This is a genomic window from Bordetella sp. 02P26C-1 (assembly GCF_009763255.1).
Lineage (GTDB): Bacteria > Pseudomonadota > Gammaproteobacteria > Burkholderiales > Burkholderiaceae_B > Bordetella_A.
Map to the genome: position 1 here is coordinate 297,420 of NZ_WSJB01000012.1, position 24,559 is coordinate 321,978.

Annotated in this window: 24 protein-coding genes; 8 read left to right on the forward strand and 16 right to left on the reverse strand. The window is 61.8% G+C overall.

Features of this window, described 5'->3' with window-relative positions; all coding sequences use genetic code 11:
* Nucleotides 1–39: 39 nt before the first annotated feature.
* Nucleotides 40–963, reverse strand: coding sequence for a histone deacetylase family protein (locus tag GOQ28_RS08575; protein ID WP_202109672.1), 924 nt, complete (start codon nucleotides 961–963; stop codon nucleotides 40–42).
* A gap of 10 nt (nucleotides 964–973) precedes the next feature.
* Here GOQ28_RS08575 and mltB point away from each other — a divergent pair, with 10 nt between their 5' ends.
* On the forward strand, nucleotides 974–2,116 hold the full coding sequence (gene mltB / locus GOQ28_RS08580; RefSeq protein WP_160356189.1) for a lytic murein transglycosylase B: 1,143 nt from the start codon (nucleotides 974–976) through the stop codon (nucleotides 2,114–2,116).
* Here the strand turns inward: mltB and cysM are convergent.
* From cysM to gyrA, 15 genes are all read right to left on the reverse strand, one after another.
* On the reverse strand, nucleotides 2,100–3,020 hold the full coding sequence (gene cysM, locus GOQ28_RS08585; RefSeq protein WP_160356149.1) for a cysteine synthase CysM: 921 nt from the start codon (nucleotides 3,018–3,020) through the stop codon (nucleotides 2,100–2,102). The genes mltB and cysM overlap by 17 nt on opposite strands.
* A 137-nt stretch (nucleotides 3,021–3,157) precedes the next feature.
* Nucleotides 3,158–3,538: a ComEA family DNA-binding protein gene (locus GOQ28_RS08590; protein WP_160350769.1), complete on the reverse strand. Its 381-nt coding sequence runs from the start codon at nucleotides 3,536–3,538 to the stop codon at nucleotides 3,158–3,160.
* 277 nt (nucleotides 3,539–3,815) lie between these two features.
* Complete coding sequence (rfaD, locus tag GOQ28_RS08595) at nucleotides 3,816–4,808, reverse strand: ADP-glyceromanno-heptose 6-epimerase (protein ID WP_160356150.1); 993 nt, start codon at nucleotides 4,806–4,808, stop codon at nucleotides 3,816–3,818.
* Nucleotides 4,805–5,746 carry a D-glycero-beta-D-manno-heptose-7-phosphate kinase gene (rfaE1, locus tag GOQ28_RS08600; protein WP_160356151.1) on the reverse strand — a complete coding sequence of 314 codons (942 nt, stop codon included), beginning with the start codon at nucleotides 5,744–5,746 and terminating at the stop codon, nucleotides 4,805–4,807. The genes rfaD and rfaE1 overlap by 4 nt, the downstream gene beginning before the upstream one ends.
* A complete protein-coding gene (lapB, locus tag GOQ28_RS08605) occupies nucleotides 5,743–6,972 on the reverse strand; it encodes a lipopolysaccharide assembly protein LapB (protein WP_160356152.1) in 1,230 nt (409 codons plus the stop codon). Before lapB ends, rfaE1 begins: the two co-directional genes overlap by 4 nt.
* 39 nt (nucleotides 6,973–7,011) lie before the next feature.
* Nucleotides 7,012–7,326, reverse strand: a complete 315-nt coding sequence (locus GOQ28_RS08610) for a lipopolysaccharide assembly protein LapA domain-containing protein (RefSeq protein WP_160350773.1) — start codon at nucleotides 7,324–7,326, stop codon at nucleotides 7,012–7,014.
* A 162-nt stretch (nucleotides 7,327–7,488) separates the two neighbouring features.
* The gene (locus GOQ28_RS08615) at nucleotides 7,489–7,848 is read right to left on the reverse strand and encodes an integration host factor subunit beta (RefSeq protein ID WP_160356153.1); all 360 of its coding nucleotides are present in this window, start codon (nucleotides 7,846–7,848) and stop codon (nucleotides 7,489–7,491) included.
* A 2-nt stretch (nucleotides 7,849–7,850) separates the two neighbouring features.
* On the reverse strand, nucleotides 7,851–9,563 hold the full coding sequence (gene rpsA / locus GOQ28_RS08620) for a 30S ribosomal protein S1 (RefSeq protein WP_160350775.1): 1,713 nt from the start codon (nucleotides 9,561–9,563) through the stop codon (nucleotides 7,851–7,853).
* Nucleotides 9,564–9,709: 146 nt separating this feature from the next.
* Entirely contained in the window at nucleotides 9,710–10,393 is a 684-nt protein-coding gene (cmk, locus tag GOQ28_RS08625) for a (d)CMP kinase (protein WP_160350776.1), read from the reverse strand.
* Between the two features lies 1 nt (nucleotide 10,394).
* Nucleotides 10,395–11,729: a 3-phosphoshikimate 1-carboxyvinyltransferase gene (gene aroA / locus GOQ28_RS08630; RefSeq protein WP_160356154.1), complete on the reverse strand. Its 1,335-nt coding sequence runs from the start codon at nucleotides 11,727–11,729 to the stop codon at nucleotides 10,395–10,397.
* Nucleotides 11,730–11,734: 5 nt separating this feature from the next.
* Complete coding sequence (locus tag GOQ28_RS08635) at nucleotides 11,735–12,619, reverse strand: prephenate dehydrogenase (protein WP_160356155.1); 885 nt, start codon at nucleotides 12,617–12,619, stop codon at nucleotides 11,735–11,737.
* Nucleotides 12,616–13,737: a histidinol-phosphate transaminase gene (hisC, locus tag GOQ28_RS08640; protein WP_160356156.1), complete on the reverse strand. Its 1,122-nt coding sequence runs from the start codon at nucleotides 13,735–13,737 to the stop codon at nucleotides 12,616–12,618. The genes GOQ28_RS08635 and hisC overlap by 4 nt, the downstream gene beginning before the upstream one ends.
* Nucleotides 13,738–13,878: 141 nt before the next feature.
* Entirely contained in the window at nucleotides 13,879–14,964 is a 1,086-nt protein-coding gene (gene pheA / locus GOQ28_RS08645) for a prephenate dehydratase (RefSeq protein WP_160350780.1), read from the reverse strand.
* Entirely contained in the window at nucleotides 14,957–16,090 is a 1,134-nt protein-coding gene (gene serC / locus GOQ28_RS08650) for a 3-phosphoserine/phosphohydroxythreonine transaminase (protein WP_336603760.1), read from the reverse strand. Before serC ends, pheA begins: the two co-directional genes overlap by 8 nt.
* Entirely contained in the window at nucleotides 16,087–18,744 is a 2,658-nt protein-coding gene (gene gyrA, locus GOQ28_RS08655; RefSeq protein ID WP_160356158.1) for a DNA gyrase subunit A, read from the reverse strand. Before gyrA ends, serC begins: the two co-directional genes overlap by 4 nt.
* 374 nt (nucleotides 18,745–19,118) lie before the next feature.
* On the opposite strand from gyrA, the gene ompA reads away from it, so the two are divergent.
* The 7 genes from ompA (at nucleotide 19,119) to GOQ28_RS08690 (ending at nucleotide 24,559) form a co-directional block, all read left to right on the forward strand.
* Nucleotides 19,119–19,706 carry an outer membrane protein OmpA gene (ompA, locus tag GOQ28_RS08660; RefSeq protein ID WP_160356159.1) on the forward strand — a complete coding sequence of 196 codons (588 nt, stop codon included), beginning with the start codon at nucleotides 19,119–19,121 and terminating at the stop codon, nucleotides 19,704–19,706.
* Between the two features lie 124 nt (nucleotides 19,707–19,830).
* Nucleotides 19,831–20,565, forward strand: coding sequence for a bifunctional 2-polyprenyl-6-hydroxyphenol methylase/3-demethylubiquinol 3-O-methyltransferase UbiG (gene ubiG, locus GOQ28_RS08665; protein WP_160356160.1), 735 nt, complete (start codon nucleotides 19,831–19,833; stop codon nucleotides 20,563–20,565).
* On the forward strand, nucleotides 20,562–21,236 hold the full coding sequence (locus GOQ28_RS08670; RefSeq protein ID WP_160356161.1) for an HAD-IA family hydrolase: 675 nt from the start codon (nucleotides 20,562–20,564) through the stop codon (nucleotides 21,234–21,236). The genes ubiG and GOQ28_RS08670 overlap by 4 nt, the downstream gene beginning before the upstream one ends.
* A 35-nt stretch (nucleotides 21,237–21,271) precedes the next feature.
* Nucleotides 21,272–21,535: a hypothetical protein gene (locus GOQ28_RS08675; protein WP_160356162.1), complete on the forward strand. Its 264-nt coding sequence runs from the start codon at nucleotides 21,272–21,274 to the stop codon at nucleotides 21,533–21,535.
* A gap of 2 nt (nucleotides 21,536–21,537) precedes the next feature.
* A complete protein-coding gene (locus GOQ28_RS08680) occupies nucleotides 21,538–22,008 on the forward strand; it encodes a YaiI/YqxD family protein (RefSeq protein ID WP_160356163.1) in 471 nt (156 codons plus the stop codon).
* A gap of 86 nt (nucleotides 22,009–22,094) precedes the next feature.
* The gene (locus tag GOQ28_RS08685; RefSeq protein ID WP_160356164.1) at nucleotides 22,095–23,357 is read left to right on the forward strand and encodes a TIGR03862 family flavoprotein; all 1,263 of its coding nucleotides are present in this window, start codon (nucleotides 22,095–22,097) and stop codon (nucleotides 23,355–23,357) included.
* 209 nt (nucleotides 23,358–23,566) lie between these two features.
* Nucleotides 23,567–24,559 carry a Bug family tripartite tricarboxylate transporter substrate binding protein gene (locus GOQ28_RS08690; protein WP_160356165.1) on the forward strand — a complete coding sequence of 331 codons (993 nt, stop codon included), beginning with the start codon at nucleotides 23,567–23,569 and terminating at the stop codon, nucleotides 24,557–24,559.

The window sequence follows — 24,559 nt, forward strand, 5'->3', positions numbered from 1 at the left end:
CCGGCAGTCGCCGGTCCCGCATTGCACAATTTGTCGATTCTACAACTTTGTGAGCGCTCTTAGATGGGCGACGACGCTGCGCCCCAGGGCGGATAAATCGTAACCGCCTTCCAACATGCTGACGATGCGGCCCTGGGCGTACCGGTCGGCGATTTCCATCACTTGCTCCGTCATCCAGCGATAGTCGGCTTCGACCAGGCCCATCTGTGCCATATCGTCTTCGCGGTGGGCGTCAAATCCCGCCGAGATAAAGATGAATTCGGGCGCGTGCGCGTGCAGGCGCGGCAGCCAGACATCGTTGACCAGTGCCCGCACGACATCACCACCGGTATAGGCGGGAACGGGAACGTTGACCATATTGACGGCGGGGTCTGTCGTGCCGCTATTGGGATAGAACGGATGCTGGAAAAAACTGCACATCAGCACACGCTCGTCGCCGGCGAAAGCGTCCTCCGTGCCATTGCCATGGTGCACATCGAAATCAATGATCGCCACGCGGCTGAGCCCGTGCACCTCAAGAGCGTGCCGGGCGGCGATAGCGATATTGTTCAAAAAACAAAAACCCATCGCTTGGTTGGGCCGAGCATGATGACCAGGCGGGCGGACCGCACAGAAAGCGTTCGCCGCCTGCCCCTGCATGATGGCGTCCACCGCCGCGATCCCCGACCCGGCCGCGTGCAAGGCCGCCTCCATGGTGTGCGGGTTCATCAGCGTATCGGGATCGATCTGGGCATATCCCTCTTGCGGCGACTGTGCGTACAAGCTGTCCAGATATTTCGCGCCATGGACGCGCAGAATGGCCTCGCGCGTGGCGGGCGGCGCGTCCTGTTCCGTCAGAAACGGCATCAGCCCATTGGCCAGCAGCTGGTCGGTGATGGCATCGAGCCTCTGCGGGCACTCAGGATGCCAACTGCCCATTTCATGCAGTTTGCACGACGGATGAGTAAGATACATGGTCTCCATAAGGAAGATTATGTTCATCTGTCGGCGATTCGTGCAAATAGGTGTGGTGTTTTTGGGGTTGGCCGGCTGCGCTAACACCGCGCCATCCAAATCTCCCAAGGCCACGCCGCTTTCGGCGGGTTTAAACGCCACAACGGCCGCACCCACCCGCATCGGGCCGTCGCTGCCTGTGACGCAGGAGCCCGCAGCGCCGACCTCGCCGTCGGCGCTGCGTCCGGAGATCTCGGCCTTTGCCGAGGAGTTGGCCCGCGAGCGCAACCTGCCTCTCGCGCCGCTTGTGCAGGCGCTATCGAGTGCGCAATACAACCCGACGGTCGCCCGCCTGATCGCACCCGCGCCGCCGGGCAAAAAGATCTGGCGCAGTTGGAACACCTATCGGGCGCGTTTTGTCGAGTCCAAGCGCATCAAATGGGGCCTTGAGTTCTGGCAGAAAAACCAGACGCTATTGAACCAAGCCGCTCAGCGGTATGGCGTGCCCGCGTCGATTATTGTGTCGATCATTGGGGTGGAAACCTTGTATGGCCGCAACATGGGCAACTTCCGCGTTCTCGACGCGTTGACGACACTGGCCTTCGATTATCCGGATCCAAAACGGCCCGAGCGTGCGGAAATGTTCCGTGGCCAGCTGGCCGACTTTCTCGTATTGGCGTTAAACGGTAACCTCAGTATGGAGGCGAAGGGATCCTTTGCCGGCGCCATCGGCATGCCGCAATTCATGCCGGGCAGCATCATGCGTTACGCGGTAGATGGAGACCAGGACGGGCGGATCGCGCTGACCCAGAGTGTCGATGATGCCGTCATGTCAGTGGGAAATTTCTTGGTGGAACATGGCTGGCAGCGCGGACTGCCGGTGTTCGTCCCCGTGCAGTTGCCCGCAGACCCATCGGCACTGGCCACGGGTGGGCTCACGCCCACGCAGACCTGGCAAAGCCTACAGGCGGCGGGGGCAAGGTTGTCGCCCGGTACCGGGCCCGCCGGCTGGCAGGAACGCCCGCTCGGGGTAGTGGATCTGGTCGAAGAAGCGCGCGGGACCGTGCAATATCGCACGGCGACCCCTAATTTCTACGCGCTGACACAATACAACCGCAGCTACTTCTACGCCACCGCCGTCAGCGATCTGGCCAGCGAGCTCGAAGCTAGGATGCCTCGTTAAACACGCCGGTCGATAGGTACCGGTCGCCGCGATCGCAGACGATAAAAACGATGGTGGCGTTCTCGACGCGCTCGGATACCCGTAGCGCCGCCACCAGCGCACCGGCCGAGGAAATGCCGCCGAAGATGCCTTCTTCCGCTGCCAGTCGCCGGGCCATGGATTCGGCCTCGCTTTGCTCGATGGACTCGTAGGCGTCCACCAAATTGCGGTCAAAAATGGCGGGTAAATAGGCTTCCGGCCATTTGCGGATCCCAGGTATCTGCGAACCCTCGGCGGGCTGCGCGCCGATGACCTGTACTGCGGGGTTGCAGGACTTCAAATACGTGGACACCCCCATGATGGTGCCCGTTGTGCCCATCGCACTGACAAAATGCGTCACGCGGCCAGCGGTTTGCGTCCAGATTTCGGGGCCAGTGCCCTCGATGTGGGCGCGTGGGTTATCGGGATTCGCGAATTGATCGAGAACCTTGCCCTTGCCCTCCGCCTGCATCGACATGGCGAGATCACGCGCGTATTCCATGCCACCTTTGCTGGCCGGCGTCAGGATCAGTTCGGCGCCGTAAGCCGCCATCGCGGCCCGGCGCTCGACGGATAGGTTATCCGGCATGATCAGAATCATGCGATAGCCCCGCATCGCGGCGGTCATCGCCAGCGCGATGCCGGTGTTGCCGCTGGTGGCTTCGATCAAGGTGTCGCCCGGCGCGATTTCGCCGCGCTCTTCGGCGTGCAGGATCATCGATAGCGCGGGGCGGTCTTTAACCGAGCCGGCGGGGTTATTGCCCTCCAGCTTGGCGAGGATGACATTGCCCCGTGAGTGCGCCACCGCGCCAGGAATGCGTTGCAGACGGACCAGCGGCGTATTGCCGACGGTTTGTTCGATGGTGGGATAGGAGGAAGTAGCCATAAATCCATCATACCTGCGCTTTCCTGACGACAGGGATAAAAGTCGGGTTGATGGCAGGGATTCCTGCCTGTGGACCCTGGGGCTTAGCGGGCGGCAATCGGAACAGTCGCCAGCCACAGGCAAAGAGCGCTATATCCCTATCGCCCAGTCGTCACTGGTGCGGGCAATGGCGTGCCCGCTGGCACAGGCGTCACTGGCGGCAGCGCGGGCGCAAAATGCGGGGACGCGATCGAACTAGGGGTGATCACCCTGGCTGCGCCCATGCCACCGCCTGCGGTCAGCCCGGCGTCACGCAAGCGCGCCAGACGCTTGCGGCCTATCCCGCGAACGCGGTCCGACAGATCTTCCAGCGATTCATAGGGGCCGGCTCGTTCGCGCTCTTGGACGATCATTTGCGCGGTTCGTGGGCCCACGCCGTTAAGGGTCTCTAACTGCGCCGCCGTGGCCGTGTTCGCGTCAAGCGCGTGGGCCAGCGTGGCCGCTGCGCACAACCAGCACAGGCTCAGCACACGGGTCATAATGCTGACGATTCGCAAAAGCGAAACCGACCTGGACGGGCGCACCGGGCGTCCGCGGCCCACCAACGGCCAACGCACGCCAAAGCGTCTGTTTGACACGAGGTGATCATGAGATGAGTGCGGCGCTGGGGGTTTCGACATCATGGCGTAGCCTCTCCGTAAAAATGAAGGCGGATCGATTGATCCGCCCGTGGAGAGCCATGATGCCAGCACGCATCAGCGTCAGGGTGCCCGAGTGAACGAAATGATCACTCAGGGAAACACCCTAGAGATCGCTTCAGCCCTGGCGGGCACGCCAGTATTTCACGTACTCCGTCACGCCCGTCTGCACGTCACGCATGGGCGCGGTAAAGCCGGCCGCGCGCAGCTGCGAGTCATCGGCACGGGTGTAGCTCTGATAACGGCCTTTCAGATCATCCGGGAACGGGATATAGCGCAGCAAGCCTTGCTTGACCAATTCCTCGAGCGACAAGGCCGGCTCGCCCTGCTCTGCACGCAGCGCGTTAACCACAGCCATCGCCACATCGTTAAACGGTTGCGCCCGGCCGGTACCGCAGTTGAAAATCCCGGAAGTCTCGGGATGATCCAGAAAATGCAGATTCACCGCGACCACATCGTCCACCGAGATAAAGTCGCGGCTTTGACCGCCATCGGGATAACCATCCCAGCCGGCGAATAAACGCACATGCCCCTCGGCGAGGAACTGATTCATGTTGTGAAAAGCCACGGAGGCCATGCGGCCCTTGTGCTGTTCATGCGGCCCATAGACGTTGAAATACCGCAGGCCCACCACTTGGGCTGTCAGCCTCGACATGCGCTGGCGCAGCACCTGATCGAACAGCAGTTTGGAGTAACCATAGACGTTCAGCGGCCGCTCATTCGCAGGGTCCTCGACATACACGGACGAGCCGCCGTACACCGCGGCCGACGAGGCATACAGAAACGGCACACGGTACGCCTGGCAATATTCGAAGAGCTCGAGCGTCACACGATAGTTGTTATCCATCATGTAACGGCCATTGCGCTCGGTGGTGTCCGAACACGCGCCCTGATGCAGTACCGCACGCAAAGGCGGCAGCTCGCGCGCCAGCACCCGGCGACGGAATTCGTCCTTATCGAGATAGTCGGCGATCTGCAAATCGACCAGATTGCGGAACTTGTCGCCCTCGGTCAGATCATCGACGGCGATGATGTCGGTAATGCCGCGGCGGTTCAGGCCACGCACGAGATTATTGCCGATAAAGCCGGCGGCGCCTGTCACGACGATCATTGGGATACTCCTGCTAATTCTGCGGCGGTCACAATCGATGTGCCCAGTTTGCCCACGACGATGCCACCGGCGCGGTTCGCCCAGCGCATCGCATCGTTCCACGGCTGTCCGATGGCACGCATGGTCGCAAGCGTTGCCAACACGGTATCGCCCGCGCCCGACACATCGAAAACTTCGTGCGCCTGCGCATCGACATGTGAGCGACCGGCCGCCGTAAATAATGTCATGCCTTGCTCGGAGCGTGTAACCAGCAGCGCTTCGAGGTCCAGTTCCTCGCGCAGCTTCTGCGCGCGTTCAGTGAGCTGCGACTCCGTGGTCCAACGGCCCACGGCCTCTTGCATCTCGGCCCGGTTCGGGGTTACCAAGGTCGCGCCACGATAGCGCGTGTAATCGTCGCCCTTGGGATCCACCAGCACAGGCACACCTGCTTTCCGTGCCATTGCAATCATGGACTGGACGCGCGATAGCGCGCCTTTGGCATAGTCGGAAAGTACCAACACATCGTGTTGCGCCAATTGCTGGGCGACCCGCGTGTCCAAATCGTCCAGCGTTGCCGGTTCCGGCGCTTGCTCGAAATCCACGCGCAACAATTGTTGCTGGCGGCCCAGGACACGCAGCTTCAACGTGGTGGGATTCTCGGCATCGGCCACCAGATCGGCTTGTATGCCTGCCTCGGTGGCCAGACGGCTGATGCTTCCCCCAGCCTCGTCGGTCCCTACCAGGCCGATCAGGGTGGCATGGCCGCCTAACGCCACGACATTGCGCGCCACGTTGGCGGCGCCGCCCAAACGGTCCTCGCGGCGCGCCACGCGCACCACGGGCACAGGCGCCTCGGGAGAAATACGTTCGACTTCGCCGAACCAATAGCGATCCAGCATCACGTCACCGACGACGAGCACGCGAGATCGGGCCATCGCATCCAGAGGGAGTGCGTTCATTCAAGCTCTTCCAAACGCCGCGGTGCATAGGTTTCCCAGCCGTTGCACCCCGGACATTGCCAATAATAGCGCCGCGCCTGGAAGCCGCAGTTGCGGCACGCATAGCGATCGAGACGCTGGGTATGTTTGTGAATCAGGCTGCGCAACAGACTGAGATCGGCACCGGGAACGGGACCTTGCTCGTCGCCCGGCTGCTGCGCGTCGGCGCTGCTGAGTTCCGCCTCCAACAGACGGTCCAGACCCAGAAGAGACGGATGATGCCGTAGCGCTGCCCGCGCGAACGCCCACGCCGGGGTCGCGCCCTGCTGCACGCGCAGCTCGCGAAATACGACGTTGAACAAATCCAGCGAGGGATAACGGTCGTACTGACCGCGCAGCAATTCAAGCCCTTCGGCAGCCTGCCCTGCTTGACGATAATTCGCCAGCAGCTGCTCGGCCACCTGACCGGCGAACTCGGGCGCGTCAGCCAGGATGGATTCCAGATACAGACGTTCGCGTTTGGCATCGCCCTCCAGCTGAGCGAGCCGTGCGCGCAGCATGGCGCTGCGGACGCGGGCGGGCTTGCCCGAGGTATCGGGTTGCTTTAGGAGCTTTGCCGCGTGGTCTGCCGCATCGAGCGCGGCATGCGCCGCCTCGGCATCGAATGGATTGGCCGTCAACGCCGTCTGCGCCTGCTCGCAGTAGTAATGCACGATTTGCGGCACCGGCTCATCGACAAGGCCCTGCAGGGTTTTGACTGCCTCGATCGCGCGCGGCCAATCGTGTTCGGACTCGTAGATACGGATCAACGAACGCAGCGCGGGCAGTGCATAACGAGTGTCTTTAAGCTGTTCGAAAGCGCTTTCGGCGCGATCGAGCATTCCTGCCTTCAGAAAGTCGTGTGCCAGCTCATGCTGCGCGTGCTCGCGTTCGGCCTCGGGCAGATCGGAACGGCTCAACAGGCTTTGATGCACGCGAATGGCGCGCTCCATTTCGCCGCGCCGGCGAAACAGGCTGCCCAACGCGAAGTGCAACTCCGTGGTTTCCGGATCCAACTTGGCCACTTCGACGAACGCGTCGATGGCGCGGTCCGGCTCCTCGTTAAGCAGAAAGTTCAGGCCCTTGAAATACGAATCGGGCAGCGTGCGCGTTTCGCGCAGCATCTGCCGGAAATCAAAGCGCGCTGCCAACCACCCCAGTGCAAACAGCACCGGTACAAATATCAACCACCAAGGTTCAAAGTCCACGCAATATGCTCAAGTTCGTAGCGGTAAAAATGGCGCGACTCAAAGCGGCGACATCGGCGCGATCGCTTCCGGCGCAATCTCAGGGGTCGTACCCGCGGCGGCAGCCTGCAGGCGTTCGACCTCACGACGCAGGCGCATGGCTTCGCGACGCCGGCGTAGTGCGGCCGGCACGGTCAGCAACAGCCCAAATATCGTGCCAACGACAAAAGTCACCAGCATCACTACGATCAGCGGCACGTCCTGCAGCACATGATCACCATAGAAGTTGACCTCGACCGGGCCGGTGTTCTTCAGGGCGAACATCAGTACCACAACAAAGACGAGCAATCGCAGTGCCCAGATTAGGTAGCGCATGGCGCATGCTCCAGAGAATTCGAGACACTCGATTGTAAGCGGAAGCGGCCCAACTCCGCGCGCGAGTACCCTGCTCTGCGCCCCATAAAACAAAACCCCCTGGATGTCGTGAGACACCCAGGGGGTGAGATACCTCTATCGGGACAGCCGATACAGCCCTGATCACATGGCGTGCATGCCCATCAGGGTAGGCATCGAGTCATCTGAAATATCATCAGACGACACCGCGCCTTGGGTATCAGCCGCCAGATCCACCCGCTCGCGCAGCTCCTTGCCGGCCTTGAAATGCGGCACCTGTTTACCAGGCACCAACACTTGCTCGCCCGACTTGGGGTTGCGTCCGATGCGGGGTGAGCGCCGCGACAGCGAAAAGCTGCCAAATCCACGAATCTCGATGCGCTGACCCGAGGCTAAAGCCTGGGCCATGGCATCCAGTATGGTCTTGACCGCGTAATCGGTGTCGCGGGCGGCCAGCTGGGGGTAGCGGGCCGCCAAAGCGGCGATCAGCTCCGACTTGGTCACTATCAGCCGTCGTTACGCTGTTGGTCCAGCTTGGCCTTGAGCAGCGCGCCCAGGTTGGTCGTGCCCGACGAAGCGCTGGCTTCGGACATGCGTTGCAGCGTGTCGGCGGTTTCGGCGTTGTCGCGAGCCTTGATCGACAGTTGGATCGAACGCGTCTTGCGGTCGACGTTGACGATCATGGCTTCGACGTTCTGGCCTTCCTTCAGCACGGTGGTCGCGTCTTCGACACGGCCCGACGAGATTTCGGAAGCACGCAGGTAACCTTCGACGTCCACCGACAGGGTCACCACGGCGCCCTTGGCTTCGACCGACTTGATCACGCCCGGAACCACCGCACCCTTGTCGTAGGTAGCAACGAAGTTGTTGAACGGATCGCCTTCGAGCTGCTTGATACCCAGCGAGATGCGTTCCTTGTCGGTGTCGATGCCCAGAACCACGGCTTCGATTTCGTCGCCCTTCTTGAAGTTGCGAACGGCTTCTTCGCCGGTCTCGGCCCACGACAGGTCGGACAAGTGAACCAGGCCATCGATACCGCCAGGCAGACCGACGAACACGCCAAAATCGGTGATCGACTTGATGGCGCCGCGGACCTTGTCACCACGCTTGAAGTTGGTGGCGAACTCTTCCCACGGGTTTTGACGGCACTGCTTCATGCCCAGGGAGATACGACGACGGTCTTCGTCGATTTCCAGGACCATGACTTCGACTTCTTCGCCCAGGGTCACGACCTTGCGCGGATCGACGTTCTTGTTGGTCCAGTCCATTTCGGAGACGTGCACCAGGCCTTCGATGCCGGCTTCGACTTCGACGAACGCGCCGTAGTCGGTCAGGTTCGTCACCTTGCCGAACAGACGGGTGCCTTGCGGGTAGCGGCGAGCCAGACCCACCCACGGATCTTCGCCCAGCTGCTTGACGCCCAGCGACACGCGGCTCTTTTCTTGGTCGAACTTGAGGACCTTGGCTTCGACTTCCTGACCCACTTGCAGGACTTCGGACGGGTGACGCACGCGGCGCCATGCCATGTCGGTGATGTGGAGCAGGCCATCGATGCCACCCAGGTCAACGAACGCACCGTAGTCGGTGATGTTCTTGACCACGCCCTTGACCACGGCACCTTCGTGCAGCGTTTCGAGCAGTTTTTGACGCTCTTCACCCATGCTGGCTTCCAGCACTTGGCGGCGCGACAACACGACGTTGTTGCGCTTGCGATCGAGCTTGATGACCTTGAATTCGAGGGTCTTGCCTTCGTACGGGGTCGTGTCCTTGACGGGACGCAGATCGACCAGCGAACCGGGCAAGAACGCGCGGATGCCGTTGGTCATGACGGTCAGGCCGCCCTTGACCTTGCCGGTAATGGTGCCGGTAACCAGCTCGCCGTTTTCGAGGGCCGTTTCCAGCTGCAGCCAGGCCGACAGGCGCTTGGCGCGGTCACGCGACAGGATGGTGTCGCCGTAGCCGTTTTCCAGGGAATCGATTGCCACCGAGACGAAGTCGCCGGGTTGCACTTCCAGCTCGCCCTGGTCGTTCAGGAATTCTTCCAGGGGGATCAGCGCTTCGGACTTCAGGCCGGCATTGACGACGACGAAGTTGTGATCAACGCGCACGACTTCAGCGCTGATGACTTCGCCGGACTTCATGTCCTGGCTCTTGAGGCTTTCTGCGAAGAGGTCGGCGAAGCTTTCGCCGCCGGTGGCGGGAGTGGAAACGGAAGACATTGAGTTGAAATCCATGGGGCCAAAATGGCCATTAAAAACACACCGAAGCGGTTTGTCCGCGACAGTGGAGTGAATAAACCTGCTGGCTGCCAACGGCTATAGACCGGATGTCTGCCGCCGCCCGTCGCCAACAGGGCGACAAACTGTCAAAGCGCCTTCCAGAGATCCAGCACGGCCGCTACAGTCTGCTCGATCGTCAGAGCCGACGAATCCAGCACTTTCGCATCAGCCGCAGGCGCTAGAGGCGCTACGCTGCGTTGCATATCGCGCGCATCGCGCTCGCGCATGTCACGCAGAAGGTCGTCAAGATTAGCAGGAATTCCCTTGTCGATCAACTGCTTACAACGTCTCTGCGCGCGCGCTTCTACGTCGGCGATCAAAAAGACCTTCAGGCCGGCGTCCGGAAACACCACCGTGCCCATGTCCCGGCCATCGGCCACCAGGCCCGGCCAGGTCCGGAAGGCGCGCTGACGGTCGAGCAAAGCTTGGCGCACGGCGGGGTACGCGGCGATGCGGGAAGCCATGTTGCCCACCTGCTCCTGACGAATCGTACCGCTGACGTCCTCACCCTCTAATAGAATTCGTTCGCCATCGAAGCGGACATCGAGGTGGCGCGCCAGATCGGCCACCGCGGCCTCGTCATCGGCCGACACGCCCCGATTCAGCACCATCAGTGCGGTCAAGCGGTACAAGGCACCGCTATCGAGTGTGGTCCATCCCAGCGCTTGCGCGACCCGGTGCGCAATGGTGCCTTTGCCCGAGGCCGTCGGACCGTCGATGGCAATCACGGGAGCCAGTCCCTCGCCCGGGGTGACAGATAGATCAGTCATATCAGTTCGCATTGGCGCCAGTGACTAGCCCGGCGTACACATCAAAATATTCGGGGAACGTCTTGCGAACGCAGCCCGGTTCCATAATCCGCACGGCAGCCGGCCCAAACGCAGCCAGCGAAAAACACATCGCCATGCGGTGATCATCCCATGTGCCGATATGGGCGTCGCGCCAGGCGTTGTCAGCCGGCGGCGTGATTTCGAGCCAATCGGGGCCGGACGCCACCGTCGCACCCAGTTTTTCCAGCTCGGTGTGCATGGCGTGAATCCGGTCGGTTTCCTTGACTCGCCAGCTACCGATGTTACGCAAGCGGCACTTGCCATCGGCAAATAGCGCCAGCGCGGCCGCCGTCATGGCAGCATCCGGAATCAGATTGAAATCGGTATCGAAAGCTTTGAGCCGTTCGCCGCGATCGACACAGACACCGCGTGATTCGATCCAATCGGGGCCATACGTAATCTGCGCACCCATTGCCTGCAACGTTTGCGCAAAGGCGACGTCGCCCTGAATGCTTTGCTCGCCCACGCCCGTGACCCGCACCGGGCCGCCACCAATCGCGCCCAACGCCAGAAAATAGGACGCCGACGAAGCATCCCCCTCGACGGCGATCGCGCCGGGGCTGCGATACGAGGCGCCAGCCTCCACCGTAAATCGCTGCCAGCCATCGCGTCGCACCTGCACGCCGTAACGCGCCATCAGGTTCAGGGTGATTTCAATATAGGGTTTGGAGATGAGTTCGCCGACAACCTCGATGACGACGGGCCGATCGCTCGACTGGGTCAAAATCGGCGCGGCAAGCAGCAAGGCAGTCAGAAATTGGCTGGACACCGATCCCTGCACGCGGGCGGCCGTATCAGCGCGTAGCGTACCGACGCCAATTTGCAACGGGGGGTAGCCCTCTTGCCCGAGATACTCCACATCGGCGCCCCACTGACGCAACGCATCGACCAGATCCCCGATGGGACGCTCGTGCATACGCGGCACACCGCTCAGACGGTAGTGGCCACCCATCAAGGCAAGCGCTGCGGTCAACGGACGGAACGCGGTACCGGCGTTGCCCAAAAAGAGCTGCGAGTCTTTCACCGGAAAGCGCCCCGCTCCGACCACCGTGACGCGGCCTTGGCCGTGTTCGGTGATGTTCACGCCCAGCTGTCGCAATGCGTCGAGCATGACGCGGGTGTCATCGGAATCGAGCAATCCCGAGATCTCTGTCTGCCCAGCCGCCAGCGCGGCCAGTAGCAACACACGATTCGAAATACTCTTGGAACCGGGCAACGCCACTTCCCCACTGGCGCGATGCGCGCGAGGTAAATCCAGGTATGCCTGTGCGCTCATGAAACTCACTCCTTGCGCCAATTGCGGCGTGCGTCGGCCGCTTGCGCCAATAGCGCCTCCAGCGCCTGACCATCGCCTTGCATCATGGCGCTTTCAAACTGATCCAGGACGTCGCGCACGGCCGCGAGCTCCGATTGCAGCGCGTCGCGATTCGACAAAAAGATATCGCGCCACATTTCGGGCGAACCCGCAGCGATCCGCGTGAAATCGCGAAAACCCGAGCCCGCGATCGCCAGACGCAGCTCGGCGTCTTTGGCTTGCGCGACCTGAGCCATATAGGCCGCCGAGAGCAAGTGCGGCATATGACTGACCGAACCCAGCACGCGATCGTGCGCATCCGCGTCCATATCAATCACGCGAGCCCCGCAACCCTGCCAGAGCGCACGCACACGCTCAACGTCTGCCGGCGCGTTTTCAGGCATGGGCGTGAGAATCACCGTGCGATCGTGATACAACGCGGCATCCGCTGCGGAAGGGCCGCTGCGCTCCGCGCCGGCGATGGGATGCCCGGGCACGAACTGCGCCACGCGCTCGCCCAGCGCCTCGCGGGCGGCTTGAACCACCTCGCATTTAGTACTGCCCGCATCAGTGACCACGGTGTCGGCACGCAAATGCGGTCGCATCTTCGCCAGCATGGGCGCGATACTCGAGACAGGCGTTGCCAGCAAAATCACATCGGCCTGGGCGGCGGCCTGTTCGGGCGTGGCCGCCTTGTCGATCAAACCTAGCGATTGGGCTTCGGCCAGCGTCTGCGCATTGCGGCCCACACCGAGCACGCGCCCGACCTGCCCTGCCTCGCGCAATGCACGGGCAACCGAACCGCCGATCAGGCCCACGCCGACCACGGCCAGCACGGAAATCATGGGGCCACGGCCCCCTTGCGTCATCATGCCGACAAAATCTCAGTCAGTGCCGCGATGAAGCGTTCATTTTCTTCGGGCAAACCGACCGACACACGCAGCCACTCGGGCAATCCGTCACCCGCCACGGGACGCACGATCACGCCGCGCTTGAGCAATTCCAGGTTGATGCGCGCAGCGTCACCCACATGCACCAGCACGAAATTGCCGTAGCTGGGCACGTAGCGCAGCGAGAGTTTTTCGAAGGCTTGCGAAAGCTGCTGCTTGCCCGCCTTGTTCACCGCGTAAGCGCGTTCCAGATACTCGGTATCGGCCAGAGCGGCGATGGCCGCGGCCTGGGCCAAGGTGTTCACATTAAACGGCTGACGCACGCGGTTGAGCAGATCGGTCAACACGGGCTGCGCAATCGCAAAGCCCACGCGCAGACCCGCCAGACCATAGGCCTTGGAGAACGTGCGCGACACAATCAGATTGGGATACTTGCGCACCAACGCTACGCTATCGAAGCGCAGCTCGGGATCGAGGTACTCGTTATAGGCCTCGTCCAACACTACCGTGACCCGGTCGCCATGCGCGGCGTGAACACGCGCGAGGAAGGCATCGATCTCGGTGCCGGGGACGAAGGTGCCAGTCGGATTGTTCGGGTTCGCGATGAACAGCAAACGCGTGTCGTCGGCTATCGCCTCGAACATGGCGTTCAGGTCATGACCATAGTCGCGCGCCGGAACTTGAATATGACGCGCGCCGCGCGCTTGCGTGGCCAGACGATAAACCGTGAACGCGTGCTGCGCATAAACGGCCGAAGTACCTGGCTCCAATAACGCCAGCGCCGCGATTTCCAGAATGTCGTTCGAACCGTTGCCCAGCGTGATCCAGGTTGCGGGCACATCGTAACGCTTGGCCAGCGCTGCCTTCAGATCGAAGCCGTTAGGATCCGGATAGCGTGCCAGCGATGCACTGGCGGCGGCCAAGGCAGCTTGCGCGGAGGCCGGCATGCCCAAGGGATTCTCGTTGGACGCGAGCTTGACGATGTCGGCCGGATTCAGCCCAAATTCGCGAGCCAGTTCCTCAATGGGCTTACCTGCCTGATAGGGAGCAATGGCGCTAACGTGGGCGGGAGCGGTCAACGACTTTTGTGCGGAGTTCATGGAAGTGCGCGAGACGAAATAGTGACGGCGAATGGCAGCTCAGGCGCTGCGGGTCCAAAAGACGGGGTGAAGCAATAAGGATCGACGACGGGAATGACACCGGGATGGCAATCGGCGCGGTGACCTGCACCGCGCCGCGTATTACTGTGCCGGATACGAACCCAGTATCTTGAGAAACGCCGCTTGCGACTGCAGGTCGGCCAACGCGCGCGCCACTTGCGGGTCGTCGCGATGCCCCTGTACATCGATGTAGAAATAATATTCCCACTGGCCAGTACGGGCGGGACGCGACTCGAAGCGGGTCATCGACACACCGTTGGCCGCCATGGGCGCGAGCATGTCGTAGACCGCACCCGCGCGATTGGGCACCGCCATGATGAGGCTGGTCTTGTCCTTGCCGCTGGGCAGCGGCTGGAAATCCCCGATCGCCAGGAAACGCGTGCGGTTGTTCGGATCGTCCTGGATACCGGCCGAGACGATCTGCAGGTTCCATGCGGGAGCCGCCGTTTCGCCTGCGATCGCGGCGATGGTGGGATTCTCGCTGGCCACGCGTGCCGCTTCAGAATTGCTGGATTCGGCAATGCGCTCCAGGCCGGGATAGTTGCGATTCAACCAGCCCTGGCATTGCGCCAACGCCTGCGGGTGCGCCGCCACGGCTGTGATGCCTTCCATCGTGCCTGACTGGGTCATGAGGCAATGACGGATATCCAGGGAACGTTCGCCCAGGATCTTGGTAGGCGTATTGAGCAACAGATCCAGCGTGCGGTTGACCGCGCCTTCGGTGGAATTTTCCACGGGGACCATGCCGACATCCGCCTGACCAGCCTCGACCGCGCGAAATACCTCGTCAAACGACGGGCACGGCAGCGGCTGCACGGAGCGGCCGAAATGCTCATACGCGGCTTGCTCGGAAAAAGAACCGCGCGGGCCGAGAAACGCCACGGTCATGCCACGCTCTAGTCCACGGCAAGCGGAGATGATCTCCGTCCACACCGACGCAATGGCGTCGCGCGGGAACGGCCCGCGATTGAGCTGCTGCAGGCGGCGAATGATGTCGGCCTCGCGTTCCGGCCGCAACACCGGGCCGTCGGCGTTGGCCGCATGCTTGACTTCACCAACATCCTGCGCTGCCCGGGCGCGCTGACACAAGAGCTCCAGAATCTGAGCATCTATCGTATCGATCAGCTCGCGCAACGGGCGCAGCTTCGCTTGCAGGGAATTATCCATAACGGCGTTCGAACTCTCGCAGATAGTCAACCAGGGCTTGCACCCCTTCGAGGGGCATAGCGTTGTAAATCGAAGCGCGCATGCCACCGACGCTCTTATGACCCTTGAGCTGCATCAAACCCGCAGCCTCCGCGCCCTGCAGGAAGGCATCGTTCAAGGATTCATCGCGCAATACGAAGGGCACATTCATGCGGGAACGCACAGACGCCTGCACCGGATTGCGATAGAACGCCGTGCTGTCCAGATAACCGTAAAGCAGATCGGCCTTGGCGCGATTGGCGGCTTCCATTGCCGCCACGCCGCCTTGGGCCTTGATCCACTTGAACACCAGACCGGCGATATAAATCGCGTACGCGGGCGGGGTGTTATAGCGCGAGTGTTCGGCCGCCACGTTGGCGTAATCGAAGGCCGACGGGCAAATGGGCAAGGCCTTGCCCAGCAGATCGCGGCGCGCGACAACCATGGTCACGCCAGCCGGGCCGGCATTTTTCTGCGCGCCCGCGAACATCAAACCGGCACGCGTCACATCCATCGGACGCGACAAGAAATGCGAGGAAGCATCGACGACCAGCGGCACATCGGGCGCGCCCAGCGCGGCCATGTCCGGCCAATCCATGAACTCCACGCCGTGAATGGTTTCGTTGCTGCACAGGTGCAGATAAGCCGCCTCGGGCCGCACGTTCCACGAATCCACGGGAGGCACCCAGGAGAACGGCGCCTGCTCGCGACCGTCGATGACCGTCGCCACGCCACTGGTGGCGGCGATTTGCGCGTCACCATAACGACCGGCCTCTTTATGGGAACGCGTGGACCAGTGCCCAGTCACCACGAAATCGGCGGCGGCATAGCCCCGGCGACCAATCAAGTTCATGGGCACAATGGCGTTTTCACCGAGGCCGCCGCCCTGCATGAACATCACGGCGTAGTCCGGGGGTACGCCCAGCAGTTCGCGCAGATCGGATTCGGCCGTATCGCAGATCTGCACGAAGTGCTTGCCGCGATGGCTCATCTCCATCACGGACATGCCGCTGCCGTTCCAGTCCAGCATCTCGGCTGCAGCTTGCTGCAGCACCGCCTCAGGCAAGGCCGATGGGCCGGCCGAAAAGTTCCAGGGACGAGCCATTATTGCTCCGTAGGTTCACTCGAATCATCCGACGCGCCAGCCTCGGCAGACGCATCGGCTTGCGCATCCGCATCTTCGACTTCGTCGTCGGCATCGCTTTCGACCACGCGACGCACGCCAGACAAGGTGCTGCCATCGTCCACGCTGATGAGCGTGACGCCTTGCGTGGCGCGGCCCATCTCGCGGATCTCGCCCACACGCGTGCGCACCAGCACACCGCCCGTGGTGATTAGCATGATTTCGTCCGAAGGCATCACCAGCACCGCGCCCACCACCTTGCCGTTACGCGAGGAGGTCTGAATCGCGATCATGCCCTTGGTGCCCCGACCATGGCGCGTGTACTCGGTAATCGGCGTGCGCTTGCCGTAGCCATTCTCGGTCGCGGTCAACACGCTCTGCGACTCGTCGCCCGCCACCAGCAATGCGATGACTTGCTGACCGTCTTCCAGGGTCATGCCACGCACGCCACGCGCGTTGCGGCCCATCGGACGCACATCGTTCTCGTCAAAGCGCACGGCCTTGCCGGCATCGGAGAACAACATCACGTCATGTTTGCCGTCGGTCAGATCCGCACCGATCAGATAATCGCCCTCGTCCAGGCCGACTGCAATGATGCCGGCCTTACGCGGGTTCGAGAAATCGGACAGCGGAGTCTTCTTGACCGTACCGCGCGAGGTCGCCATGAAGACGAATCGATCTTCGCTGAACTCCTTGACCGGCAGCACGACCGTGATCTTCTCGCCATCGACCAGCGGGAACATATTGACGATCGGCTTGCCGCGCGAATTGCGCGTGCCTTGCGGGACTTCCCAGACCTTGAGCCAGTACACACGACCACGGTCGGAGAAGCACAACAGATAGTCGTGCGTGTTGGCGATAAAGAGCTGATCGATCCAATCGTTCTCTTTCATCGCGGTGGCTTGTTTGCCACGGCCACCGCGCTTCTGCGAACGGTATTCGGACAAGGGTTGGCTCTTGATATAGCCCGTGTGCGACAAGGTCACGACCATGTCGGTCGGGGTGATCAGATCCTCGGTATCGAGCTCGGTCGCATTCAGTTCGATTTCCGAACGGCGCGTGTCCTTGGCCGAGGTGGAAAACTCGGCCTTGATGGCTTGCAGTTCGTCGCTGATGATCGTCGTGATGCGCTCGGGCTTGGCCAGAATGTCCAACAGATCGGCGATGGTAGCCATGACGTCTTTGTATTCGCCAACGATCTTGTCCTGCTCCAGACCCGTCAGGCGTTGCAGACGCATGTTCAGGATTTCCTGCGCTTGCGTCTCGCTCAAGCGATACTTGCCATCGGCAAGCAGGCCGAAACTGTCGGGCAGATCGTCCGGACGGAACGCCGCGCGTCCACCCGCCGCATCCATGTCCGCACGCGAGAGCATTTCGCGCACCAGCGACGAATCCCACGAGCGCGACATCAACTCCTGACGCGCTACCGGCGGCGTCGGGGCTGCCTTGATGATCGCGATGAAGTCATCGATGTTCGCCAACGCGACAGCCAGACCCTCGAGCACATGGCCGCGTTCGCGGGCCTTGCGCAACTGGAATACAGTGCGGCGCGTCACCACTTCGCGGCGATGCTGCAGGAAGTAGCTGATCAACTGCTTCAGGTTGAGCAGGCGCGGCTGGCCGTCGACCAGCGCCACCAGGTTCATCCCAAAGGTGTCTTGCAGCTGCGTATTCTTATAGAGGTTATTAAGAATGACCTCGGGCACTTCACCGCGCTTGAGCTCGATGACCAGACGCATACCGTCTTTGTCGGACTCGTCGCGGATATCGGCGATGCCTTCGATCTTCTTTTCGTTGACCAGCTCGGCGATACGCTCTTGCAGCGTCTTTTTATTGACCTGGTAGGGAATGGCGTCGACCACGATGGCCTGACGGTTGCCCTTTTCCATGTCTTCGAAATGGACCTTGGCGCGCATCACGACACGGCCGCGACCGGTGCGGTAGCCCTCACGCACGCCGGACATGCCATAGATGATGCCGCCCGTCGGGAAATCGGGCGCCGGGATGACCTCGATCAGTTCATCGACGGTGCATTCGGGATTGCGCAGACAATACAGACACCCGTCCACGACCTCTTGCAGGTTGTGAGGCGGGATATTCGTGGCCATGCCCACGGCGATGCCCGAGCTGCCGTTAACGAGCAAGTTAGGCAGGCGCGACGGCAGCAGGAGCGGTTCTTGCTCGCTACCATCATAGTTAGGTCCGAAATCGACGGTTTCTTGGTCGATATCGGCGAGCAACTCGTGCGCGATCTTGGCCAGGCGCACTTCGGTATAACGCATCGCCGCGGCGCTATCGCCGTCGATGGAACCGAAGTTACCTTGCCCGTCCACGAGCATGTAGCGCATGGAGAAATCCTGCGCCATCCGCACGATGGTGTCGTAGACCGATTGGTCTCCGTGTGGGTGGTATTTACCGATCACGTCACCAACGATACGCGCGGACTTCTTATATGCGCGGTTCCAATCGTTGTTGAGTTCATGCATCGCGTAGAGCACGCGTCGGTGCACTGGCTTGAGGCCGTCGCGCACATCTGGCAGCGCACGCCCCACGATCACGCTCATGGCGTAATCAAGGTAACTGCGGCGCATCTCTTCTTCCAGCGATACCGGAAGCGTCTCCTTGGCGAAGGAATCCATATATATAGCGACTGTTCGAGTAAGAGAACCCGGTTGGGTAAACGGGAAATTCTATCATCCGGGGCTCCAAGGCGGTTTTAGACGAGGGGATATCCCGGCAGCCCCCGTTACATCTGGTTATTAGCGCGCCCTGTTGCGCGAAACCAACATCGTAGACGCGCAAGACCAATTAAAAGCCTATATCCGGGCCATATGCCCCTCGTCAGGGGAGCCAAAGCGGATCAAATGCCTTAAGATTGTTTCCAGCACGCAGGAGACTCAGTAGCGATTCTTTGAACCCTTTCCGAGCATTGCTATACTGACCCCGTTTCCTGATATGCGGCGGGGATTCGCTGCGAGTCACTTATCCAGCTTCAAGCTCAACGAGGAGAAACATGAACAAACCCTCCAAATTCGCTCTGGCGCTCGCCTTCGCCGCCGTTACGGCTGCCGGTGCTGCATCCGCGCAAACGGTGGACAACTGGCGTAATCCGTTTGGCGACGTGTGGATGAACGGTACGAACGAACTGTGCTGGCGCGATGCCTTCTGGACGCCGGCCACCGGCATCCCGGGCTGCGATGGCGTACCTGTTGCCCAAGCTCCGGTTGCCAAGCCGGCTCCGATGGCAAGCAAGGTCGTGTTCAACGCTGACACGTTCTTCGACTTCGACAAGTCCACCCTGAAGCCGGAAGGCCGTCAGTTGCTGGATCAAGTTGCCCAGCAAGCTCAAGCCATCAACCTCGAAACCATCATCGCTGTGGGCCACACCGACTCGATCGGTACGGAAGCCTACAACATGGGTCTGTCCGAGCGCCGCGCCGCTTCGGTTAAGGCCTACCTCGTGAGCCGTGGCATCGACCCGAACCGCATCTACACCGAAGGCAAGGGCGAAGCACAGCCCATCGCCTCGAACAAGACGCGTGAAGGCCGTGCCCAGAACCGTCGCGTGGAAATCGAGATTGTCGGTAGCCGCAGCAACTAATAGTTGACGCGCTAGCCGCTACAATGAAGGGCCTCGCTTGCGAGGCCCTTTTTTTCATTCCGGCCGCGGTATGTTGGCGGCTGGACCACCCAGGCGTGAACGCGCGCCCTAATGGTTGATGCCCATGACCGACTCCGCACCCGCTACCACTCGCCCCGCCGTTAACGCCAACCAGGCCGAATTGGATAAATTCGCCGCCCTGGCCGCTCGCTGGTGGGACCCTGAGAGCGAGTTCAAGCCGCTGCACGCGATCAACCCGCTGCGTTTGAACTGGATCCAGGAAGTCGCCGGCGCGCTGGCTGGCCGCACCGTGCTGGACGTAGGCTGCGGCGGCGGCATTTTGTCTGAAAGTATGGCCGTGGCTGGCGCCAAGGTCACCGGCATCGACCTGGCCGAGCGTTCGCTGAAAATCGCGCGCCTGCATGGCCTGGAATCCGGTGTGAAGGTCGAATACCGTGCCGTCGCGGTCGAAGACCTCGCCGTCGAGCAGCCGGGTCACTACGATGTAGTGACCTGCATGGAAATGCTTGAGCACGTCCCCGACCCCGGCTCCGTGGTGCGCGCCTGCGCGCAGCTGGTTAAACCGGGCGGATGGGTCTTCTTTTCGACGCTGAATCGCAACGTAAAGTCGTTTCTCTTCGCGATCCTGGGCGCGGAATACATTCTCGGCCTGCTGCCGCGTGGCACACATAGCCACGATCAATTCATCAAACCGAGCGAGCTCGCTGCGTCGGTACGCCAAGCCGGTTTGCAAGGCGTCAGCATGCGCGGAATGGAATACAACCCATTGACCAAGGTGTACAGCCTGTCCGCCGATACGTCGGTCAACTACCTGATGGCGACCCGCAAACCCGAATGAGCGCCCTAATACTTTTTGATTTCGACGGCACGCTAGCCGACACCGCCCCGGACCTCGTCGCCGCGGCAAACCGCCAGCGCACGCGCCGTGGCATGGAGCCGCTGCCGTACGAAGAACTGCGTCCCGTAGCGTCGCAAGGCGCGCGTGGGCTGTTACGCGTCGCGCTGGGATTTTTGCCGGACCATCCGGATTATGAAGCCGCCCGTCTGCAATTCCTGGCCGATTACGCCGCCGGGTCGACGCAGCATAGTCGGCTATTCCCGGGTATCGCGGAATTGCTGGCCGGCATACGCGAGCGCGGGCTGGCGTGGGGCATCGTCACCAATAAGGTGACGCACCTGACGCTGCCGATTGTGGAATTCCTCGGGTTGGACGAACACAGCGCCACCGTCGTATGTGGCGACACCACCGCGCATGCGAAACCGCACCCCCTACCCTTGCAGCACGCCGCACAACAGGCAGGCTTTCCCACGAACCGCTGTGTGTATGTCGGCGATGACCTGCGCGATATTCAAGCCGCGCACGCGGCGGGGATGCCTGCCGTTGCAGCCGCGTATGGCTATCTGGGGCAAGATGAAGATGTCACCACCTGGGCTGCCGATGCGACAGCCCAGGCGCCCGACGAACTGTGGGCCGCTATTGAACCGCTACTACCCAGCGACCTGCATTAACACCCGGCAATTCTCGCCACCCTTTACGGACCCCCATGAACAAGTTTGAACTTGAAAGAAACAAGGCCTATAAACTCGCCGGCCAATTGAAGCAGTCCGGCGTTTCTGGCCGCCTAGGCAGTGGGTCCGGCGTCGATCGCCGTGAGCAACGCAAACAAGATCAGGCCGCTGGTCTGGTGCCGTTTCCGTTGAAACTGACACAGGCGCAATGCGACCGCGTGCGCGCACTGGCGCAGGAGCGTGGCATTTCAACCAACGAGCTGGTGGCTGAACTGCTGCAAAAGGCGTTGGACGCCTGACCATGCACATCTGGGTCGACGCCGACGCCTGCCCGGCCGTGATTAAGGACATCCTGTATCGCGCCGCACAGCGCTGGCAGATTCCGTTGACGCTGGTGGCGAACCAGATGCTACGTACGCCACCATCCGCGCTGATTCGTGCGGTGCAGGTGCCGCGCGGTTTTGATGTGGCTGACGCATATATCGTCCAACACGCGGCGGCGGGCGATCTGGTCATTACCGGAGATATCCCGCTGGCTGCCGAGGTTCTGCAAAAAGGCGCCATGGCGCTCAATCCGCGCGGTGAACGCTATACGCCGGAGACGATCAGCGAGCGCCTGACGATGCGCGACATGATGGAAGAATTGCGCGCCAACGGCATCGACACGGGCGGATTCTCGGCGTTCAGTCAGGCCGACCGAAAATCGTTCGCGAATCAGCTCGATACCTTGCTCGCGCGCCAATCGCGTCTGGCGGCAAAGCCCGCACAGTAAGTCCTACGGCTCGGCCATGCGAAAATCATGCGCCTCCGGTCTCGCCCCTGGCCTAGGGGCGGTAGGCCAATCCCATTTTCCGCTTTATGTCTGACTCACTCGCTCCCTCCCAGCCGTCCGTCCGTGTTGCCATTATCGGCGGTGGCCCCGCCGGCCTGATGGCTGCCGAAACGCTTGCACGCCACGGCGTGCTGGCTGATATCTACGACCGTATGCCATCGGTGGGGCGCAAATTTTTGCTGGCGGGCCGCGGCGGGCTGAACTTGACACACAGCGAAGCCGCCGAGGCTTTCGAAAGCCGGTTTGGGGAACGGCAAGCCAGGGTGGCAGACTGGCTGCGGCGTATGGACGCCCAAGCAGTGCGTGACTGGGCACATGGACTGGGGATCGAGACCTTCGTCGGGACCTCGGGACGCGTGTTCCCGCGTGAAATGAAGGCCGCACCCCTACTACGCGCTTGGATCTCGCGCCTGCGCGCAGCCGGCGTGCGGTTTCATATGCGGCACCGCTGGATCGGTTGGGCCGAAGACGAACCCGCTAGTCCGGCGACTCTGCGTTTCGACACGCCTCAGGGTGAGTTGAAAGTATGCGCGGATGCAGCCTTATTTGCCCTGGGCGGGGCGAGCTGGGCACGACTGGGTTCTGATGGAACGTGGGTGCCCGGCCTGCGACAACAAGGCGTGGATGTCGCGCCGCTACGGCCGGCAAACTGCGGATTCGAGGCGAACTGGAGCGAGCATCTACGTCAACGCGGCGCCGGTCAACCGTTGAAATCCGTGGCGATGGCGCTGGACGTCGCCGGCGCGCCGGGCCCCTGGCGGCGTGGTGAGTTCGTGTTGACCGAATGCGGCATCGAGGGCAGTTTGGTCTACGCACTTTCCGCCCCCTTGCGCGATGCCATAGACGCACAGGGACAAGCCCGTGTTTGGGTGGACCTCATGCCGGACGTTTCTGTTGAAAAGGTGCTAGAACAGGTCGCCCATTCACGCGGCGCACGCTCGATATCCAGCCATTTGCAAAGCCGATTAGGGCTGAAGGGCGCAAAAAGCCTGTTGCTGCGCGAGTGCGCCGAGGCCGCTGCCTGGGCTGACATGGCGCTGCTGGCGCGCCGCATCAAGGCGTTGCCATTGCAGCTGACGCGCACGCGGCCCATTGACGAAGCGATCAGCAGCGCCGGTGGCGTCAAGCTCGAAGCCACCGCCGATGTACTCATGCTGTCCGCCCTGTCGGGCGTATTCTGCGCAGGCGAGATGTTGGACTGGGAAGCGCCAACGGGCGGTTACTTGCTGACTGCCTGCCTGGCTAGCGGCGTCACGGCTGCCGAAGGCGTACTCGCCTTTCTGGATTGAACTCCTCTGCGTCAGGAGTTGAACGTTCCTCCGCAGGGGTTCGACTCCTCTATGCCAGGTTGAACGCCGCTATATCAGCGCGCGTGCTCGTCTGGTTCTGCGCTTGACCTGCCCTGGCGTCCATTAATATGGACGCTATTCGCCGACGAGCGATGGGCCACGGTGGCCGCTGCGGGTCGGACTTCTCGGTCCACACTCAGGATACTTCAATGTCTATTTCCCACCTCACACGCGCTATCTTGACTGGCGCTGCCATAGCCTGTGCCATCGCAAGCGCCTCGGGCCATGCGCAATCGGCTGCGGCTATTGCAGGCGTGCCGACCATCACCGTGGGATTCGCCCCGGGCGGTGCGGCCGACACCACCGCGCGACTTTACGCGCAGGCGCTGCAGGATCAGGGTTTCGAAAAAGTGCTGGTGGATAACAAGCCGGGCGCCTCGGGGCGTATCGCGCTGAACGCCGTGAAAACCGCTGCCCCGGACGGCCTGACCATGTACCTGGGTGGATCTCCGCTCTTCACCCTGTTGCCGCTGACGTATCAGAATCTGAATTACGACGCGGACCGCGATTTGCGGCCCGTGGCGGCATTAGTCGAGATCCCCACTGCCGTGGTGGCGGCGGCCGACGCGCCCTACAACAATATCGTCGAATATGTGGAATGGGCCAAACGGCAGCCGAAGCCCACAACGCTGGGGCTCGCGACCTTGGGCAGTTCCGGGCACCTGGGCGCCCTGTCCTTGAATAAAAATCACGGTTTGCGCATCGAGCCCGTCGCATATCGGGGTGCCGCCCCCATGCTGATCGATGTGGCAAGCCAAGAGGTCTCGATCGGCTGGGATGCTGTGGCAAGCATGATGCCGCTGTATCAGGGCGGCAAGATCAAGTTCCTGGGCATCAGCGGCACCAAACGCTTGTCCACGCTGCCCGACGTGCCGACCATTGCCGAACAAGGCATCCCCGACTATCGCACCGCGACCAGTTGGTACGGTATCTATGTGCCGGCCGCCACACCCGATGCGACCGTCGCCGCGCTGGAAAAGGCTTTTATCCAGGCGTCTGAAGACCCCACTCTGCGTCAACGCTTGCTGGACAATGGACTGGTGGTCTCGCCCATGCCGGCCAAAGCCGTCTCGCAACGCATCGTGCAAGAGCGCGAAGCCGTGCGCCCCGTGGTCGAAGAATCCGGCATCAAGATGGATTGA

What these genes read in the sequence shown, in the direction of transcription:
- GOQ28_RS08575 (WP_202109672.1), bottom strand. Translation starts at nt 963, where the DNA reads ATGGAGACCATGTATCTTACTCATCCGTCGTGCAAACTGCATGAAATG.
- mltB (WP_160356189.1), top strand. Translation starts at nt 974, where the DNA reads ATGTTCATCTGTCGGCGATTCGTGCAAATAGGTGTGGTGTTTTTGGGG.
- cysM (WP_160356149.1), bottom strand. Translation starts at nt 3,020, where the DNA reads ATGGCTACTTCCTCCTATCCCACCATCGAACAAACCGTCGGCAATACG.
- GOQ28_RS08590 (WP_160350769.1), bottom strand. Translation starts at nt 3,538, where the DNA reads ATGACCCGTGTGCTGAGCCTGTGCTGGTTGTGCGCAGCGGCCACGCTG.
- rfaD (WP_160356150.1), bottom strand. Translation starts at nt 4,808, where the DNA reads ATGATCGTCGTGACAGGCGCCGCCGGCTTTATCGGCAATAATCTCGTG.
- rfaE1 (WP_160356151.1), bottom strand. Translation starts at nt 5,746, where the DNA reads ATGAACGCACTCCCTCTGGATGCGATGGCCCGATCTCGCGTGCTCGTC.
- GOQ28_RS08610 (WP_160350773.1), bottom strand. Translation starts at nt 7,326, where the DNA reads ATGCGCTACCTAATCTGGGCACTGCGATTGCTCGTCTTTGTTGTGGTA.
- rpsA (WP_160350775.1), bottom strand. Translation starts at nt 9,563, where the DNA reads ATGTCTTCCGTTTCCACTCCCGCCACCGGCGGCGAAAGCTTCGCCGAC.
- cmk (WP_160350776.1), bottom strand. Translation starts at nt 10,393, where the DNA reads ATGACTGATCTATCTGTCACCCCGGGCGAGGGACTGGCTCCCGTGATT.
- aroA (WP_160356154.1), bottom strand. Translation starts at nt 11,729, where the DNA reads ATGAGCGCACAGGCATACCTGGATTTACCTCGCGCGCATCGCGCCAGT.
- GOQ28_RS08635 (WP_160356155.1), bottom strand. Translation starts at nt 12,619, where the DNA reads ATGATGACGCAAGGGGGCCGTGGCCCCATGATTTCCGTGCTGGCCGTG.
- hisC (WP_160356156.1), bottom strand. Translation starts at nt 13,737, where the DNA reads ATGAACTCCGCACAAAAGTCGTTGACCGCTCCCGCCCACGTTAGCGCC.
- pheA (WP_160350780.1), bottom strand. Translation starts at nt 14,964, where the DNA reads ATGGATAATTCCCTGCAAGCGAAGCTGCGCCCGTTGCGCGAGCTGATC.
- gyrA (WP_160356158.1), bottom strand. Translation starts at nt 18,744, where the DNA reads ATGGATTCCTTCGCCAAGGAGACGCTTCCGGTATCGCTGGAAGAAGAG.
- ompA (WP_160356159.1), top strand. Translation starts at nt 19,119, where the DNA reads ATGAACAAACCCTCCAAATTCGCTCTGGCGCTCGCCTTCGCCGCCGTT.
- ubiG (WP_160356160.1), top strand. Translation starts at nt 19,831, where the DNA reads ATGACCGACTCCGCACCCGCTACCACTCGCCCCGCCGTTAACGCCAAC.
- GOQ28_RS08670 (WP_160356161.1), top strand. Translation starts at nt 20,562, where the DNA reads ATGAGCGCCCTAATACTTTTTGATTTCGACGGCACGCTAGCCGACACC.
- GOQ28_RS08675 (WP_160356162.1), top strand. Translation starts at nt 21,272, where the DNA reads ATGAACAAGTTTGAACTTGAAAGAAACAAGGCCTATAAACTCGCCGGC.
- GOQ28_RS08680 (WP_160356163.1), top strand. Translation starts at nt 21,538, where the DNA reads ATGCACATCTGGGTCGACGCCGACGCCTGCCCGGCCGTGATTAAGGAC.
- GOQ28_RS08685 (WP_160356164.1), top strand. Translation starts at nt 22,095, where the DNA reads ATGTCTGACTCACTCGCTCCCTCCCAGCCGTCCGTCCGTGTTGCCATT.
- GOQ28_RS08690 (WP_160356165.1), top strand. Translation starts at nt 23,567, where the DNA reads ATGTCTATTTCCCACCTCACACGCGCTATCTTGACTGGCGCTGCCATA.